Below are 12,284 nucleotides of genomic sequence, written 5' to 3'. Positions count from 1 at the left end.
AGGTCCTGAAGCTGACGCAGTTTGTTGATCAGGACCGTGTGGCCGAGATGCAGATCCGGCGCGGTGGGATCGAACCCGGCCTTGATCCGCAGGGGACGGCCGAGGCGCAGCTTTTCGCGCAGCTCGTCTTCGCGGAGAATCTCGTCGGCGCCGCGGCGGAAGACGGCGAGCTGTTGTTCGATATCCATCGATGCCTCTCGTGTCACGATTGTTGCCCCGCCCGAGCGCGGGCACGGAAAAGCCGCAAGGATACCCCGGCGGCCGCATCGGCGCGAAGGACCCAGGAGACACGATATTGGCGTACTACATCGGATTGATGTCGGGCACCAGCCGCGACGGGATCGACGCGGTCCTCACTGCCATCGGGGATGGCCGCGACGCGCGGGTGATCGCACATCACCACCGCGCGTATCCGGCCAGTCTCGCGATGGATCTGGCCGCGGCAGTGGAGCAGTCGGAGCTGAGCGCGGTGACCGCGGGCACCCTGGATGCGCGGGTCGGCGAGCAGTTCGCGCGCGCGGCCACGGAGCTGCTCCGGGCGGAGGGGCTGAGCCCGGGCGATGTCCGCGGGATCGGCAGCCATGGCCAGACGCTCCATCACGCCCCCGATGCGGAACCGGCGTTTTCATGGCAGATCGGTGACCCGTTCCGGATTGCCGAGCGAACCGGCGTGGATACGGTGGCGATGTTCCGTCAGCGGGACATCGCCGCCGGCGGAGAAGGTGCACCGCTGGCCTGCGGGTTCCACGCGGCCCGCTTCGCGCAGCCGGGTCATGACCGGGCGGTGGTGAACATCGGCGGTATCAGCAACGTGACCCGGCTGCCGCCTGACGGCGAGGTCAGCGGCCACGACTGCGGCCCCGGCAACACCCTGCTGGATCACTGGGTGCGGCACCACCGGGGCTGCGAATATGACGCGGACGGGGCATGGGCGCGCACCGGGCAGGTGCACCCGGAACTGCTGCAGACCCTGCTGGCGGACCCCTACTTCCAGCGCCCGCCGCCCAAGAGCACCGGGCCCGAACATTTTTCTCCCGCCTGGCTCGCCGCCCGGGGCGGGCCAACGCTGGTCGCCGCGAACCCGGCGGACGTGCAGGCAACCCTGGCCGAGCTGACGGCACACGCGATCGCCCGGGAACTCGTGCGACCGGGCAACGCACCGGAAGACGTACTGATCTGCGGAGGGGGCGCGCGTAACGGCTTTCTGCTGGAACGGCTGGCGATCGCCCTGCCGCAGACCCGGATCGAACTCACCGATGCCAGCGGCATTCCGGCCGAACAGGTCGAAGGCGCCGCTTTTGCATGGCTGGCGTTCCGGACCCTGCATCATCAGAGCGGAAACCTGCCGGCGGTCACCGGGGCCCGCGGACCCCGCATCCTCGGGTGCGTGATCCCCGGGGGGTAAAAGAGCATGAAAAAGGCCCGGTCCGTTGCCGGGCCGGGCCTGTAGTGCGCCGATCTGGCCGCCGGATCAGACCGAGAAGCTGGAACCGCAGCCGCAGGTGGTGGTCGCGTTGGGGTTGCGGATCACGAACTGGGCGCCTTCGAGGCCTTCGGTGTAGTCAATCTCGGCGCCGGCCAGGTACTGGAAGCTCATCGGATCGATCAGCAGGGTCACCCCGCCGTTCTCGACCACGGTGTCGCCGTCACCGATGGTCTCGTCGAAGGTGAAGCCGTACTGGAAACCGGAGCAGCCGCCACCGCTGACGAAGACGCGGAGCTTGAGATTGTCGTTGTTCTCCTCCTCGATCAGCCCCTTCACCTTGCTTGCGGCGGCATCGGTAAACACCAGCGGGCTGGGGATGTCCATGTCATCCGTCTCGGCCTGCGCGTTGGACGTCATCGTGTCGGACATGCGGTGTCTCCTGTGATCATTTGATTGCCAAGCTATGAAGTCTGACCGCCGGAGTCAAGAATCGTTACGCGCGGTAAGCGTGTCGTCGGCCAGGGCGGTCAATGGCGTCTCGCCTTCCAGTGCGGCATCCGCATCCCGACGCCGCAGCTGTCCATCCACCGAGGCGCCCTCCGCCATCTGCAGCACGCTGTAATAAAGATTTCCCTCCAGCCGCGCCTTCTCGCCCAGCTCAACGTGCTCTCCGGCATGGACATCGCCGCGCACGCTGCCGTTCAGTACCAGATGCGGCACCGCGACCTGCCCTTCGATCTGGCCCTTCTCGTCGACCACCAGCACCGCGGAGCCGTCGGTCGAAGCCCGCACGTCTCCGACGATCCGGCCTTCAAGATGCAGCCCGCCGCTGAATTCCAGGTCGCCGTGGATCGCGGTATTCTCGCCGATCAGTGTGTCGACCCGACGGGCCCGTTGCCTGCGCTTGCGTCCCATCATTCACTCGCCCTCCGGGCCGCAGCCCATCCTCTTGTTTCTTCGATCCGGTCCGGCCCGTCCTCTTCGGACTCCACTCTAATGGACAGCCGTTGCGGGCCGAAACCCTCCGGCAGCACCAGGCGCACCCGGACCGTGCGCAGGAATCGCAGATCAAAGCTGCGTCCGGACTGCAGGTCCGGCCCCAGGTCGTCCGCCCCCTGACTCACCCGCTCCCCGTCGCGCTCGCCTTCCAGCTCCAGGTCCCAGATCAGCGGGACCTCTCCGCGCAGACCGGCGCGGTGCACCTGGAAAATCAGTTCGTATTCACCCTCGATGCCGGTCTCATGCACCGCGATATTGCGCAGGCCGATGCGATCGCCTCCGGCATCGTCCGCCAGCCGCTGGTAGAACGCCAGCTCTTCGCGCAGCACCAGCAGTTCGGCTTCGCGGGCTTCGGCATCCCGCCGGCAGGCCGCGAGTTCCGCCTCGGCCACCTCACGGTGCCGCGCGCTGCGCAGCCGCTCGCGCACGGCCGCGTCACGCTCCTGCGCAAGTTCCTGCAAGGCCGTTTGCAGCTCGACCAGACGCGCGTCCCGCTCACGGGTCACCTCCGTCGACTGCGGAACTCCGGCGTTCAACCACCACCATACGCCCGCCGCACCCACCATCATCAGCACGAGAACGGGCGCCACCGCGCGGCGCAGGGGGTGCCCCCGCAACCGTCGCGGGGCGGGAACCCGCGGACGCCGTCGCCATCGCATGGATCAGGGGAAGGCCGGAACCAGTTCCAGCCCCTCCGTTTCCGGGCGTCCCAGCATCAGATTCATGTTCTGCACGGCCTGCCCTGCCGCACCCTTGACCAGGTTGTCGATGGCCGAAATCACCATGCGGCGGCCACTGTGCGGCGGCGTGGCCAGGGCCAGACGACACTGGTTGGTCCCCCGCACCGACGCGGTTTCCGGATGCGACCCCGACGGCATGACATCAACGAAAGGCTCGCCGGCGTAGCGTTCCCGGAACAGCGCCTCCCAGTCGCCGTCATCCAGCGGACGCAGATAGAGGGTGGCCAGGATCCCGCGCGTCATCGGCACCAGGTGCGGCTGGAAGATCAGCCCCACGTCCGCGCCGGCCACCTCCGCCAGCGTCTGGTGGATCTCCGGCCAGTGCCGGTGTCCGCCGCTGGCGTAGGCGCGGAAATTCTCCTGCACCTCGGCGAACAGCCCGCCGATACGCGCCTGCCGGCCCGCTCCGCTGACCCCGCTCTTGGCATCCGCGATGATGTCGGACACATCCACCAGGTTGTTCTCGAGCAAGGGCAGAAGGGCCAGCGTCACCGCGGTGGGGTAGCAGCCCGGCACGGCGATCAGACGCGCCTCGGAGATGGGTCCGCGGTGAAGTTCGGGCAGGCCGTACACCGCCTCGCCCAGGTATTCCGGCGCCCCGTGCGGCTGGCCGTACCAACGGCTCCACAACTCGGGATCACGGATGCGGAAATCCGCCGACAGGTCGATCACGCGTACGCCGCGCGCGAGCAGATCGCCGGCCATCGCATGGGCCACCCCGTGCGGCGTGGCGAAGAACACCACATCGCACTCCGCCAGCAGCTCCGGCTCCGGGGCCCGGAAGACCGCATCCAGCACCCCGCGCAGACTGGGGAACAGATCGGCGACCGGGGTGCCGTCCTCGCCGCGCGAGGTCACCGCGTGCAGCTCCACCGCCGGATGCCCGGCGAGGATGCGCAACAGTTCGACGCCGGCGTAGCCGGTGGCCCCGACCACCCCGAGACGGGTGGGCTTGTTGTTGGTTACGGAAGTCATGCTGCGGCATGATACCGGCTCGCGGCCCGCGGCGGAACGCGGTACGCATTTTCGAGGTCAGTAACAACGCCTCCTTGACGAGTCACGGGAACCGGAAACATGAGCAAGCTCAAACTGGACCGCAAGGCCGCGATCGGCGGCGTCTTTATCATCCTTGTGCTGATCGCGGTCGGCGCGGCGTGGATCACCACCGGCGATGGCGTGCGCGAAGCCCCCGGCTTCGCCGCCACCAACCTGGAAGGCGAGGCGGTGTCACTCGACGACTATGACGGCCGCCCGGTCCTGATCTCTTTCTGGGCCACCGACTGCCCGGAATGCATCCGCGAGATCCCCACCCTCAATGAACTGCACGCCGATTTCCGCGACCGCGGGTTCGATATCGTGGCCATCGCCATGGCGCACGACCGCGAAAGCCGGGTACGCTCGATGAGCGAGGATCGCGAGATCGCCTACACCGTCATTCACGACGAGAATGGCGATCTGGCGAGCACCTGGGGCGGGGTTCGCCTGACACCGACCACGTTCCTGGTATCGCCCCGCGGCCGCATCGTCTATCAGAAGCTTGGGGAACCCGATTTCGACCAGATCCGCGATCATCTGGAGCGCTGGCTCTCCTGAGCCGGTACCCAGCACCGGACACCCGGCCCGTAACGCCGCTGCGGGCGCAACAAGGACGCCATCATGCACGACGCCTACTCCTGGTTCCTCAGCCTTCATCTGATCTTCATGGTCACCTGGTTCGCGGGGCTGTTCTATCTGCCGCGGCTTTTCGTGTACCACGCAATGACCGAGGACGCGCCCGGCAACGAGCGCTTCAAGGTCATGGAGCGCAAGCTGTTCTACGGGATCATGACCCCGGGCGGGGTCATCACGGTGATCTTCGGCGGCATTATGCTGGCGCTGGTGCCGGTGCACCTGGAGCAGCCATGGATGCACTTCAAGCTGACGCTGATCGCGGCGCTGATCGCCTACCACCTGTGGTGCGGCAAGCTGGTGGCAGATTTCGCCGCGGACCGCAACACCCGCGGGCATTACTGGTATCGCTGGTTCAACGAACTGCCGGTTCCGGCGCTGGTCGGAATCGTGATCCTGGCGGTCAACCGCTCGATCACCGATGCCCTGATCGGCATCGGTGTCATCGTGCTGCTGTTCGCCGTGTCGGCCGCGGTAGCCTGGAACAGGGCCCGCCGCCGGGCCTCCGGCTGACAGCCCACCCACCGGGCCCGCGGGGAAAGACCGGGGCGCCCGCCCTCAGGTCTTGCCGGCGCGCACCAGCCCGCCCAGGCCGGCCTGCACCAGGGCGTTGTTGAGCAGTGAACGGGTCTGTTCCGGATTTTCCAGCAGCCGGCACTGGGCCAGCAGGGCCTCGGCCCGATCGGTGGAGAACGAGCGGATCACCCACTTGATACGGGGGATGGCCGACACGCTGACACTCAGGCTGTCGATCCCCATGCCCAGCAGCAGGATCACCGCGGCCGGGTCCGCCGCCATCTCGCCGCACACCGAAACCGGCTTGCCCGCGCGGTGGGCCCCCTCGGTAATACTTTCCAGCGCGTGGATACAGGCCGGATGCAGGGTGTCGTACAGATTGGCGACCCGGGCGTTGTTGCGATCCACCGCCAGCAGGTACTGCACCAGGTCATTGGTGCCCACCGACAGGAAGTCCACCCGCCGCGCGAGCGTTTCGGCCAGATAAACCGCCGCCGGCACCTCGACCATCACCCCGATCTTCGGCATCGGGATGCGATAGCCCTCGTCCAGCAGCTCTTCGCGCGCCCGGTTGAGCAGGGTCATGGCCCCCTTGAGCTCGTCCAGCGCGGAGATCATCGGGAACAGGATCTGCAGGTTGTCGTGCTCGCGGCTCGCCCGCAGCATGGCCCGCAACTGGGTCAGGAAGATCTCCGGATGGTCCAGCGAGATGCGGATGCCGCGCCAGCCGAGGAAGGGGTTGTCCTCCTGCACCGGAAAATAGGGCAGCGCCTTGTCCCCACCAATGTCCAGGGTACGCAGGGTCACCGGCATCGGGTCGAACGACGCGAGGATCTGTTCGTACAGCCGTACCTGCTCCTCCTCCCCGGGGAAACGGTCGCGGATCATGAACGGGACTTCGGTGCGGTACAGCCCGACGCCCTCGGCACCCGATTCCAGCGAGGGCTTGATGTCCGCCAGAAGCCCGGAGTTGGCCAGCACCGGCACCGGATGCCCGTCACGCGTGGCGGCCGGATCCTTCGCCAGCGCACGCAGGTCTTCGGCCAGTTCGCGTTCCTCGCGCACCAGACGTTCGAACTCCGCACGCAGCTCGGCGTTGGGGTTCACGAACAGACGGCCGCGATACCCGTCCACCAGGATCTCGCGCTCCTCCAGGCGGCCTACCGGCAGATCCGAGACCCCCATCACCGCCGGCACGTTCAGGGCCCGTGCGAGGATCGCGATATGCGAGGAGCCCGTGCCCTGCGCGGACACGATCGCGCCCAGGCGCTCGATCGGCACCTCGGCCAGATGCGACGCGGTCAGGTCGTCACCCACCAGGATCCCGCCCTCGGGAAATTCGTCCTGGCTCCGATCCGCCGGCAGCAGATGCGACAGGACGCGGCGACCGAGGTCACGCACGTCCGCCGCGCGTTCGCGCAGGTACGGGTCCTCCATGTCCTCGAACACCCGCACGCTCTCGCGCACGGTGTCACGCAGCGCCGCCGGGGCCCACTGCCCCGCCGAGATCCGCCCCTCGGTCTTGTGCACCAGCGAATCCGACCCCAGCAGCATCAGATAGGCGTCGAACAGCACCTGCTCGTCCGGTCCCAGGGCCTCGCCCATGCGCTGCTTGAGATCCTCGATTTCCTCGCGGGTATCGCTGACCGCCTGGCGGAAATGCGCGAGCTCCGTATCCGGACCCGCGCCCTCGCGATCGGGTATGGAGTCGAGATCCGCCAGGCGATAGGCCACCACTGCACGCCCGATGGCCACCCCGGGGGAACCGGCAATACCGGTCGCCTCCACGTTCTGGTGACCTATCAGCGGGGTCTCACTGGAGATCTCGTCGTTGAATTCGGCATAGGCGATCGCCCCGGCCAGCTGCGCGGCCAGGGTGATCAGGAAAGAAACGTGTTCGTCGTCGAACCGCCGCGCCTCGCGCTGCTGCACCACCAGCACCCCCAGCAGGCTGCGCTGGTGGATAATCGGCACGCCGAGGAAGGCAAGGAAGCGCTCTTCGCCGGTCTCCGGGAAATAGCGGAAACGGGGGTGGTCCTGGGCACTGTCGAGGTTGACCGGCTCCGCGCGTGACGCGACCAGCCCGACCAGCCCTTCCGACGGGTCCATCTCCACCTGCCCCACCGCTTCGGCATGCAGACCTTCCGAGGCCATCAGCACCAGGCGCCCGGAGCTCGGCGACTTCAGGTAGATCGAGCAGACATCGATATCCAGCGCCGCCTTCACCCGGGTCACGATGATGTGCAGCGCCTCGAAGAAGTCGGCCGCACCGTTGACCTCCTGCACCACCCGGCGCAGGACCTCGAGCATGGAAGGCGGATTGGCGGGGGCGTTCAACGCGACACCGCGGGAGAGTTGCAGGACCGGGGTGCCGCGTCGTCGTCGCGCTGCAGCTCGGGGAACATCAGCGGCACCAGTTCGCACAGCGCCCGGCGGTAGACATTGCGCTTGAAGTGCACCACTTCACGTGCCGGACGCCAATAGTCAATCCAGCACCAGGAATCGAACTCCGGCGTGTCCATCGCATTCAGCATTACATTGCTCTCCTCGCCCGTCATGCGCAGCAGGAACCAGCGCTGCTTCTGGCCCACGCACACCGGGTTGCGACGCCGGCGGATCATGCGCTCCGGCAGCCGGTAACGCAGCCAGCGGCGGGTGCTCCCCAGCAGTTCCACGTGTTCCGGAAGCAGCCCGGTCTCTTCGCGCAGCTCACGGAACAGGGCCTCTTCCGGGGTCTCGTCGGTGCGAATGCCGCCCTGCGGAAACTGCCAGGCGTCCTGCCCCGCGCGCTTGCCCCAGAACAACTGCCGCTCCCGGTTGCACAGGATGATGCCTACATTGGGACGAAATCCATCGCAATCAATCACTTGCCGCAACCAGACGCTTCTCTATTACCCGCATTGTTCCACACCCCCCGCAATGCGGCAAAGACCCGCGGAAGGCATGCGGGTGCACATTGTTTTAAACTCGCGGCATGAGGCTGCTCCTGCTGATCATCGCCATCGTTGCCATCTTTCTTGCCGTGCGCACCCTGGTGCGCTCGAGCGGCGAGCGCCGCCGGGTCCGGCGCGACGACCCGCCGGAACGCGTGCGCGAGAGCGGCGCCATGGTGCGTTGCGCCCACTGCGGCGTGCATGTACCGGAAGACCAGGCCTTGTGCGAAGGCGAGCGCTGCTTCTGTTCGCGGCAACACGCCGAGGCGGACCGCCATCCCCGGGACTGACCCCGTCACCCCACCCTCGATGGTCATCGACACCGACACCCAGCGCTCCAGCCGCCTGTACGCCCTGTACCGGGTGTTTGTCGCGCTGGTCCTGCTCCTGATGGGCCTGTTCCCGGGCCTGCCGGTAGGCGTGGACCCCGCGGTCCCCGAAGTCTATCCCGCACTGGCCGGCGGCTACCTGGTGTTCTCGGTGTTCATGGCGGGGTTTGCCGAACACTGCAACCGCGAACCCGAGCGCGTCGCACAGTTCCGCCGCATGATCCTGCTGGGCGGCACCGGGGATGCCGCGGGCCTGCTCGCATTGATGGTGGTTGCCGGGGGCGTCCACACCGGCATCGGCCTGCTGCTGATCCCTGCGGTGATGGCAACGGCCCTGCTGTCGGCCGGTCGCCTGGGCCTCCCGCTGGCCGCCGCCGTGAGCGCCGGCCTTCTGGGCGCGGAAGGCCTCGCCATCCTGATCACGCTGGGCGACCTCGACAGCCTGACCCAGGCCGGACTGCTGGGGGCCGCGCTGCTGGCCGGAACCCTGCTGGCCCACCACTTCAGCCGGCGGGCCGACGAAAGCCGCGCCCAGGTCGAACAGCAGGAAGTCGATCTCGCCAGCCTGGCGGAACTCAACGCCCAGATCATCGCGCGCATGAGCGCCGGAGTGGTGGCGATCGACCCCCGGGGCTACATCCGCTCCATCAACGAGGCGGCGCGCCAGCTCCTCCCGCCCCGACCGGGGCGGCACCTGTCGTCGATCTCGCCGCGCCTGGCCCGGGCCGTGCGCGAATGGCAGGAAGAAACCGGGCCGGCCAGCCGCACCCGCCACCTGCCCGGCGACCAGGAACAGCCGGCCCTGCAGGTCCGTCTGGCCCCGCTGGGCAACCAGGGCGACCAGGGTACCCTGTTGATCCTGGAAGACGCCGCCGAACTGCGCCGCCAGGCCCAGGCAAGCAAGCTGCAGGCCCTGGGACGCCTGACCGCCAGCATCGCGCACGAGATCCGCAACCCGCTGGGCGCGATCTCCCACAGCGCCCAGCTACTGCGCGAATCGCCCGACCTTTCGGCGCCCGACCAGCGTCTGCTGGCGATCATCGACAAGCAGAGCGACCGCGTGAACAGCCTGATCGCGAACGTCCTCAGCCTGTCGCGTCGCGAATCGGGCGAACGCCAGCGGCTCAACCTGCGCGACGAACTCGAACGTTTCGCCGAGGAGTTCTGCAGTGCGCTGCAGATACCGCGGGAATCGCTGCACGTGAGCGTGGAACCCGCAGATTCGGAGGTCCTGTTCGACCCCTCGCAGCTCAACCAGGTGCTGTGGAACCTGTGCAGCAATGCCAGGGTGCACGGCGGGCACGACCGGCCCGAAAGCCCGCCCATTATCCTGCGCGGCGGCGCCGGCCAGGTCGCCCGGGTGGTCAGTCTGGACGTGCTGGACGCCGGCCCCGGCATCGACCCGGAAACCCAGAAGGAGCTGTTCGAGCCCTTCGTCTCCGGCCATTCCGGCGGCTCCGGCCTGGGCCTGTACATCTCGCGCATGCTGTGCGAAAACAACGGGGCCTCGCTGGAATACGCGCATGCACCCTCCGGGGGCTGCTTCCGCATCCTGTTTGCCCCCGACGAACAACACCAGGGATCGGCGTCATGAGCATCAAGCACGTGCTGGTTGTCGACGATGAACCCGACATCTGCGAACTGCTGGAGATCACCCTCGCGCGCATGGGCCTGGAGGCCGAAACGACCGGCGCGCTGGACCCGGCACGGCAGCTGCTGGCGCAGCGGGACTTCGACCTCTGCCTGACCGACATGCGCCTGCCGGACGGGGACGGGCTGGACCTGGTGCGTCACATCCAGACCACCCGGCCGGAGCTGCCGGTGGCGGTCATCACCGCGCACGGCAGTGTCGATACCGCGGTGCAGGCCCTCAAACTGGGCGCCTTCGACTTCGTCAGCAAGCCGGTCGACCTCAAGCAGCTGCGCGAACTGATCGACAGCGCCCTGCGCATGGAATCCGCACCGGCCACGGAGGCGGCGTGCGGCTCGACGCCGACCCGCTGCAGCGCGACCGAAGACCCCGACAGCCCGCTGCTGGGCGACTCCGAACCCATGCAGAAACTGCGCGCCACCATCCGCAAGCTGGCGCGCTCCCAGGCGCCGGTGTTCATCGCCGGAGAATCCGGTTCCGGCAAGGAACTGGTGGCGCGCGAGATCCATCGGCTGGGGCCGCGCGCCGAGCGCCCCTTCGTGCCGGTGAACTGCGGCGCGATCCCGGCGGAACTGATGGAGAGCGAGTTCTTCGGCCATCGCAAGGGCGCCTTCACCGGGGCCACCCAGGACCACCCCGGGCTGTTCCAGGCGGCCGAGGGCGGCACCCTGTTCCTGGATGAGGTCGCCGACCTGCCGCTGGCGATGCAGGTCAAGCTGCTGCGCGCGATCCAGGAGCGCGCGATCAAGCCGGTCGGCGGCTCGCGGGAGATCCCGGTGGACGTGCGCATCCTGTCGGCGACCCATCACGACCTTGAGCGCGCCGTGCGCGAAGGCCGTTTCCGCCAGGACCTCTATTACCGTCTCAACGTAATCGAACTGCGGGTCCCGCCGCTGCGCGAACGCGACGGCGACATCCCCGGCCTGGCCACCGTGATGCTGCAGCGAATCGCCGAACAATGGGGCCTGGAGGCCCGCGAACTCGCCCCGGACGCGCAGGAGCTGCTGGAGCGCCACCCCTTCCCGGGTAACGTGCGGGAGCTGGAGAACATCCTGGAGCGCGCCGCCACCCTCGCGGAGGGCGCAGCGATCCATGCCGACAACATCGATCTCCCGGCCACCGCCCCGCCCCCGGAGGACAACGGCGAGGACCGCCGCGCCGGCCCCGGCGCACACAACCCGGGCACCCCGCCCCCCGGGGTGCAGGAGCGCCGCACCCCGCCGTCGGTGCGCTACGAGGATGTGGGCCTGGATGATCACCTCGCCGACCAGGAGCGCCAGGCGATCGAGACCGCCCTGCATCAGACCGGCGGCAACCGCACCGCGGCCGCGCGGCTGCTGGGGCTCAGTTTCCGCCAGCTGCGCTACCGTCTGAAGAAACTCGGAATCGAATAGTCAGGCACGGGCGGGCGGGTCCTCCAGGTCGTTCAGCCACTGCTCCAGCTCGAACAGGGGCAGGCCGATCACGTTGCTGCAGGAACCGTCGATGCGTTCGACAAAGGCTGCACCCCGCCCCTGCAGGGCATAACCCCCCGCCTTGTCGCGCGGCTCGCCGCTGGCCCAGTAGGCCGCGATGTCGCGCGCGTCCAGCGGGCGCATCCATACCCGCGTCTCGCCGCGCCCGGTGCACACCGGGCCGTCATCGCGCAGCAGTGCCATGCCGGTAATCACCCGGTGTTCGCGGCCGGACAGCCGCTGCAGCATGGCGGCGGCCGAAGCCTCGTCCGCGGGCTTGCCCAGCGCCTCCCCGTCGATCGTCACGACCGTATCCGCCGCCAGAACCCACTGCCCCCGGCGGGCGTGGTCACGCGCTGCTTCCGCCTTGACCGCCGCGAGGCGCTCGACCAGGGCCCCGGGTTCCTCGTCGGGCGCAGCGGTCTCGTCCACATCCATCGCGGCCACCTCATGCACCACGCCGATCTGAGTCAGCAATTCGCGCCGGCGGGGGGACGCGGAGGCCAGCAGAAGCGGCAGGGCGTCGGGACGGTTGCAGGCAGCGGCGGACGACATAACGACCGGAGCG

At 68.3% G+C, this 12,284-nt stretch carries 14 protein-coding genes (1 of these 14 cut by a window edge); 6 read left to right on the top strand and 8 right to left on the bottom strand.

Annotation, left to right across the window (positions count from 1 at the left end):
* Positions 1-188, bottom strand: the 5' portion of a protein-coding gene (gene tyrS / locus B1A74_RS11400; RefSeq protein ID WP_024329671.1) for a tyrosine--tRNA ligase. 1,012 nt of this gene lie to the left of the window's left edge; the window shows 188 of its 1,200 coding nt (coding positions 1-188); it begins with the start codon at positions 186-188; the stop codon falls past the left edge of the window.
* Positions 189-292: 104 nt separating this feature from the next.
* Between tyrS and B1A74_RS11395 the strand changes: the two genes are divergently transcribed.
* Positions 293-1,405 carry an anhydro-N-acetylmuramic acid kinase gene (locus B1A74_RS11395; protein ID WP_077244735.1) on the top strand — a complete coding sequence of 371 codons (1,113 nt, stop codon included), beginning with the start codon at positions 293-295 and terminating at the stop codon, positions 1,403-1,405.
* A 66-nt stretch (positions 1,406-1,471) separates the two neighbouring features.
* On the opposite strand, the gene erpA is transcribed toward B1A74_RS11395, so the two are convergent.
* The 4 genes from erpA to argC all read right to left on the bottom strand — a co-directional run bounded on the left by erpA (position 1,472) and on the right by argC (position 4,140).
* Positions 1,472-1,855 carry an iron-sulfur cluster insertion protein ErpA gene (gene erpA / locus B1A74_RS11390; protein ID WP_018946595.1) on the bottom strand — a complete coding sequence of 128 codons (384 nt, stop codon included), beginning with the start codon at positions 1,853-1,855 and terminating at the stop codon, positions 1,472-1,474.
* Between the two features lie 54 nt (positions 1,856-1,909).
* Positions 1,910-2,344, bottom strand: a complete 435-nt coding sequence (locus B1A74_RS11385; RefSeq protein ID WP_018946596.1) for a bactofilin family protein — start codon at positions 2,342-2,344, stop codon at positions 1,910-1,912.
* Entirely contained in the window at positions 2,341-3,015 is a 675-nt protein-coding gene (locus B1A74_RS11380; protein ID WP_244263433.1) for a DUF6776 family protein, read from the bottom strand. The genes B1A74_RS11385 and B1A74_RS11380 overlap by 4 nt, the downstream gene beginning before the upstream one ends.
* A gap of 72 nt (positions 3,016-3,087) precedes the next feature.
* Positions 3,088-4,140, bottom strand: a complete 1,053-nt coding sequence (gene argC, locus B1A74_RS11375; protein ID WP_018946598.1) for an N-acetyl-gamma-glutamyl-phosphate reductase — start codon at positions 4,138-4,140, stop codon at positions 3,088-3,090.
* Positions 4,141-4,239: 99 nt separating this feature from the next.
* Here argC and B1A74_RS11370 point away from each other — a divergent pair, with 99 nt between their 5' ends.
* Positions 4,240-4,758, top strand: a complete 519-nt coding sequence (locus B1A74_RS11370) for a peroxiredoxin family protein (RefSeq protein ID WP_077244713.1) — start codon at positions 4,240-4,242, stop codon at positions 4,756-4,758.
* A 63-nt stretch (positions 4,759-4,821) separates the two neighbouring features.
* The gene (locus B1A74_RS11365) at positions 4,822-5,346 is read left to right on the top strand and encodes a CopD family protein (protein WP_077244712.1); all 525 of its coding nucleotides are present in this window, start codon (positions 4,822-4,824) and stop codon (positions 5,344-5,346) included.
* Between the two features lie 45 nt (positions 5,347-5,391).
* On the opposite strand, the gene ptsP is transcribed toward B1A74_RS11365, so the two are convergent.
* Positions 5,392-7,659 (bottom strand): phosphoenolpyruvate--protein phosphotransferase, encoded by a 2,268-nt coding sequence (gene ptsP / locus B1A74_RS11360; protein ID WP_018946601.1) that lies wholly within the window; start codon positions 7,657-7,659, stop codon positions 5,392-5,394.
* A gap of 23 nt (positions 7,660-7,682) precedes the next feature.
* The gene (locus tag B1A74_RS11355) at positions 7,683-8,216 is read right to left on the bottom strand and encodes an RNA pyrophosphohydrolase (protein WP_167539481.1); all 534 of its coding nucleotides are present in this window, start codon (positions 8,214-8,216) and stop codon (positions 7,683-7,685) included.
* Positions 8,217-8,323: 107 nt separating this feature from the next.
* On the opposite strand from B1A74_RS11355, the gene B1A74_RS11350 reads away from it, so the two are divergent.
* Genes B1A74_RS11350 through B1A74_RS11340 form a run of 3 tightly spaced genes read left to right on the top strand, consistent with a single transcriptional unit; the run spans position 8,324 to position 11,656 of the window.
* Positions 8,324-8,572: a PP0621 family protein gene (locus tag B1A74_RS11350; protein WP_018946603.1), complete on the top strand. Its 249-nt coding sequence runs from the start codon at positions 8,324-8,326 to the stop codon at positions 8,570-8,572.
* Positions 8,573-8,591: 19 nt separating this feature from the next.
* Complete coding sequence (locus B1A74_RS11345; RefSeq protein ID WP_077244711.1) at positions 8,592-10,205, top strand: sensor histidine kinase; 1,614 nt, start codon at positions 8,592-8,594, stop codon at positions 10,203-10,205.
* Positions 10,202-11,656 (top strand): sigma-54-dependent transcriptional regulator, encoded by a 1,455-nt coding sequence (locus tag B1A74_RS11340; RefSeq protein ID WP_077244710.1) that lies wholly within the window; start codon positions 10,202-10,204, stop codon positions 11,654-11,656. The genes B1A74_RS11345 and B1A74_RS11340 overlap by 4 nt, the downstream gene beginning before the upstream one ends.
* On the opposite strand, the gene B1A74_RS11335 is transcribed toward B1A74_RS11340, so the two are convergent.
* Positions 11,657-12,271, bottom strand: coding sequence for a Maf family protein (locus B1A74_RS11335; RefSeq protein WP_018946606.1), 615 nt, complete (start codon positions 12,269-12,271; stop codon positions 11,657-11,659).
* Between the last annotated feature and the right edge of the window lie 13 nt (positions 12,272-12,284).

The organism is Thioalkalivibrio halophilus (genome assembly GCF_001995255.1).
Taxonomy (GTDB): domain Bacteria; phylum Pseudomonadota; class Gammaproteobacteria; order Ectothiorhodospirales; family Ectothiorhodospiraceae; genus Thioalkalivibrio; species Thioalkalivibrio halophilus.
The sequence above is the reverse complement of the archived record's forward strand: the minus strand, read 5'-3'. Positions and strand labels throughout refer to the sequence as shown.

What these genes read in the sequence shown, in the direction of transcription:
- ptsP (WP_018946601.1), bottom strand. Translation starts at nt 7,659, where the DNA reads ATGCTCGAGGTCCTGCGCCGGGTGGTGCAGGAGGTCAACGGTGCGGCC.
- B1A74_RS11350 (WP_018946603.1), top strand. Translation starts at nt 8,324, where the DNA reads ATGAGGCTGCTCCTGCTGATCATCGCCATCGTTGCCATCTTTCTTGCC.
- erpA (WP_018946595.1), bottom strand. Translation starts at nt 1,855, where the DNA reads ATGTCCGACACGATGACGTCCAACGCGCAGGCCGAGACGGATGACATG.
- B1A74_RS11365 (WP_077244712.1), top strand. Translation starts at nt 4,822, where the DNA reads ATGCACGACGCCTACTCCTGGTTCCTCAGCCTTCATCTGATCTTCATG.
- argC (WP_018946598.1), bottom strand. Translation starts at nt 4,140, where the DNA reads ATGACTTCCGTAACCAACAACAAGCCCACCCGTCTCGGGGTGGTCGGG.
- B1A74_RS11335 (WP_018946606.1), bottom strand. Translation starts at nt 12,271, where the DNA reads ATGTCGTCCGCCGCTGCCTGCAACCGTCCCGACGCCCTGCCGCTTCTG.
- B1A74_RS11370 (WP_077244713.1), top strand. Translation starts at nt 4,240, where the DNA reads ATGAGCAAGCTCAAACTGGACCGCAAGGCCGCGATCGGCGGCGTCTTT.
- B1A74_RS11345 (WP_077244711.1), top strand. Translation starts at nt 8,592, where the DNA reads ATGGTCATCGACACCGACACCCAGCGCTCCAGCCGCCTGTACGCCCTG.
- B1A74_RS11340 (WP_077244710.1), top strand. Translation starts at nt 10,202, where the DNA reads ATGAGCATCAAGCACGTGCTGGTTGTCGACGATGAACCCGACATCTGC.
- B1A74_RS11385 (WP_018946596.1), bottom strand. Translation starts at nt 2,344, where the DNA reads ATGATGGGACGCAAGCGCAGGCAACGGGCCCGTCGGGTCGACACACTG.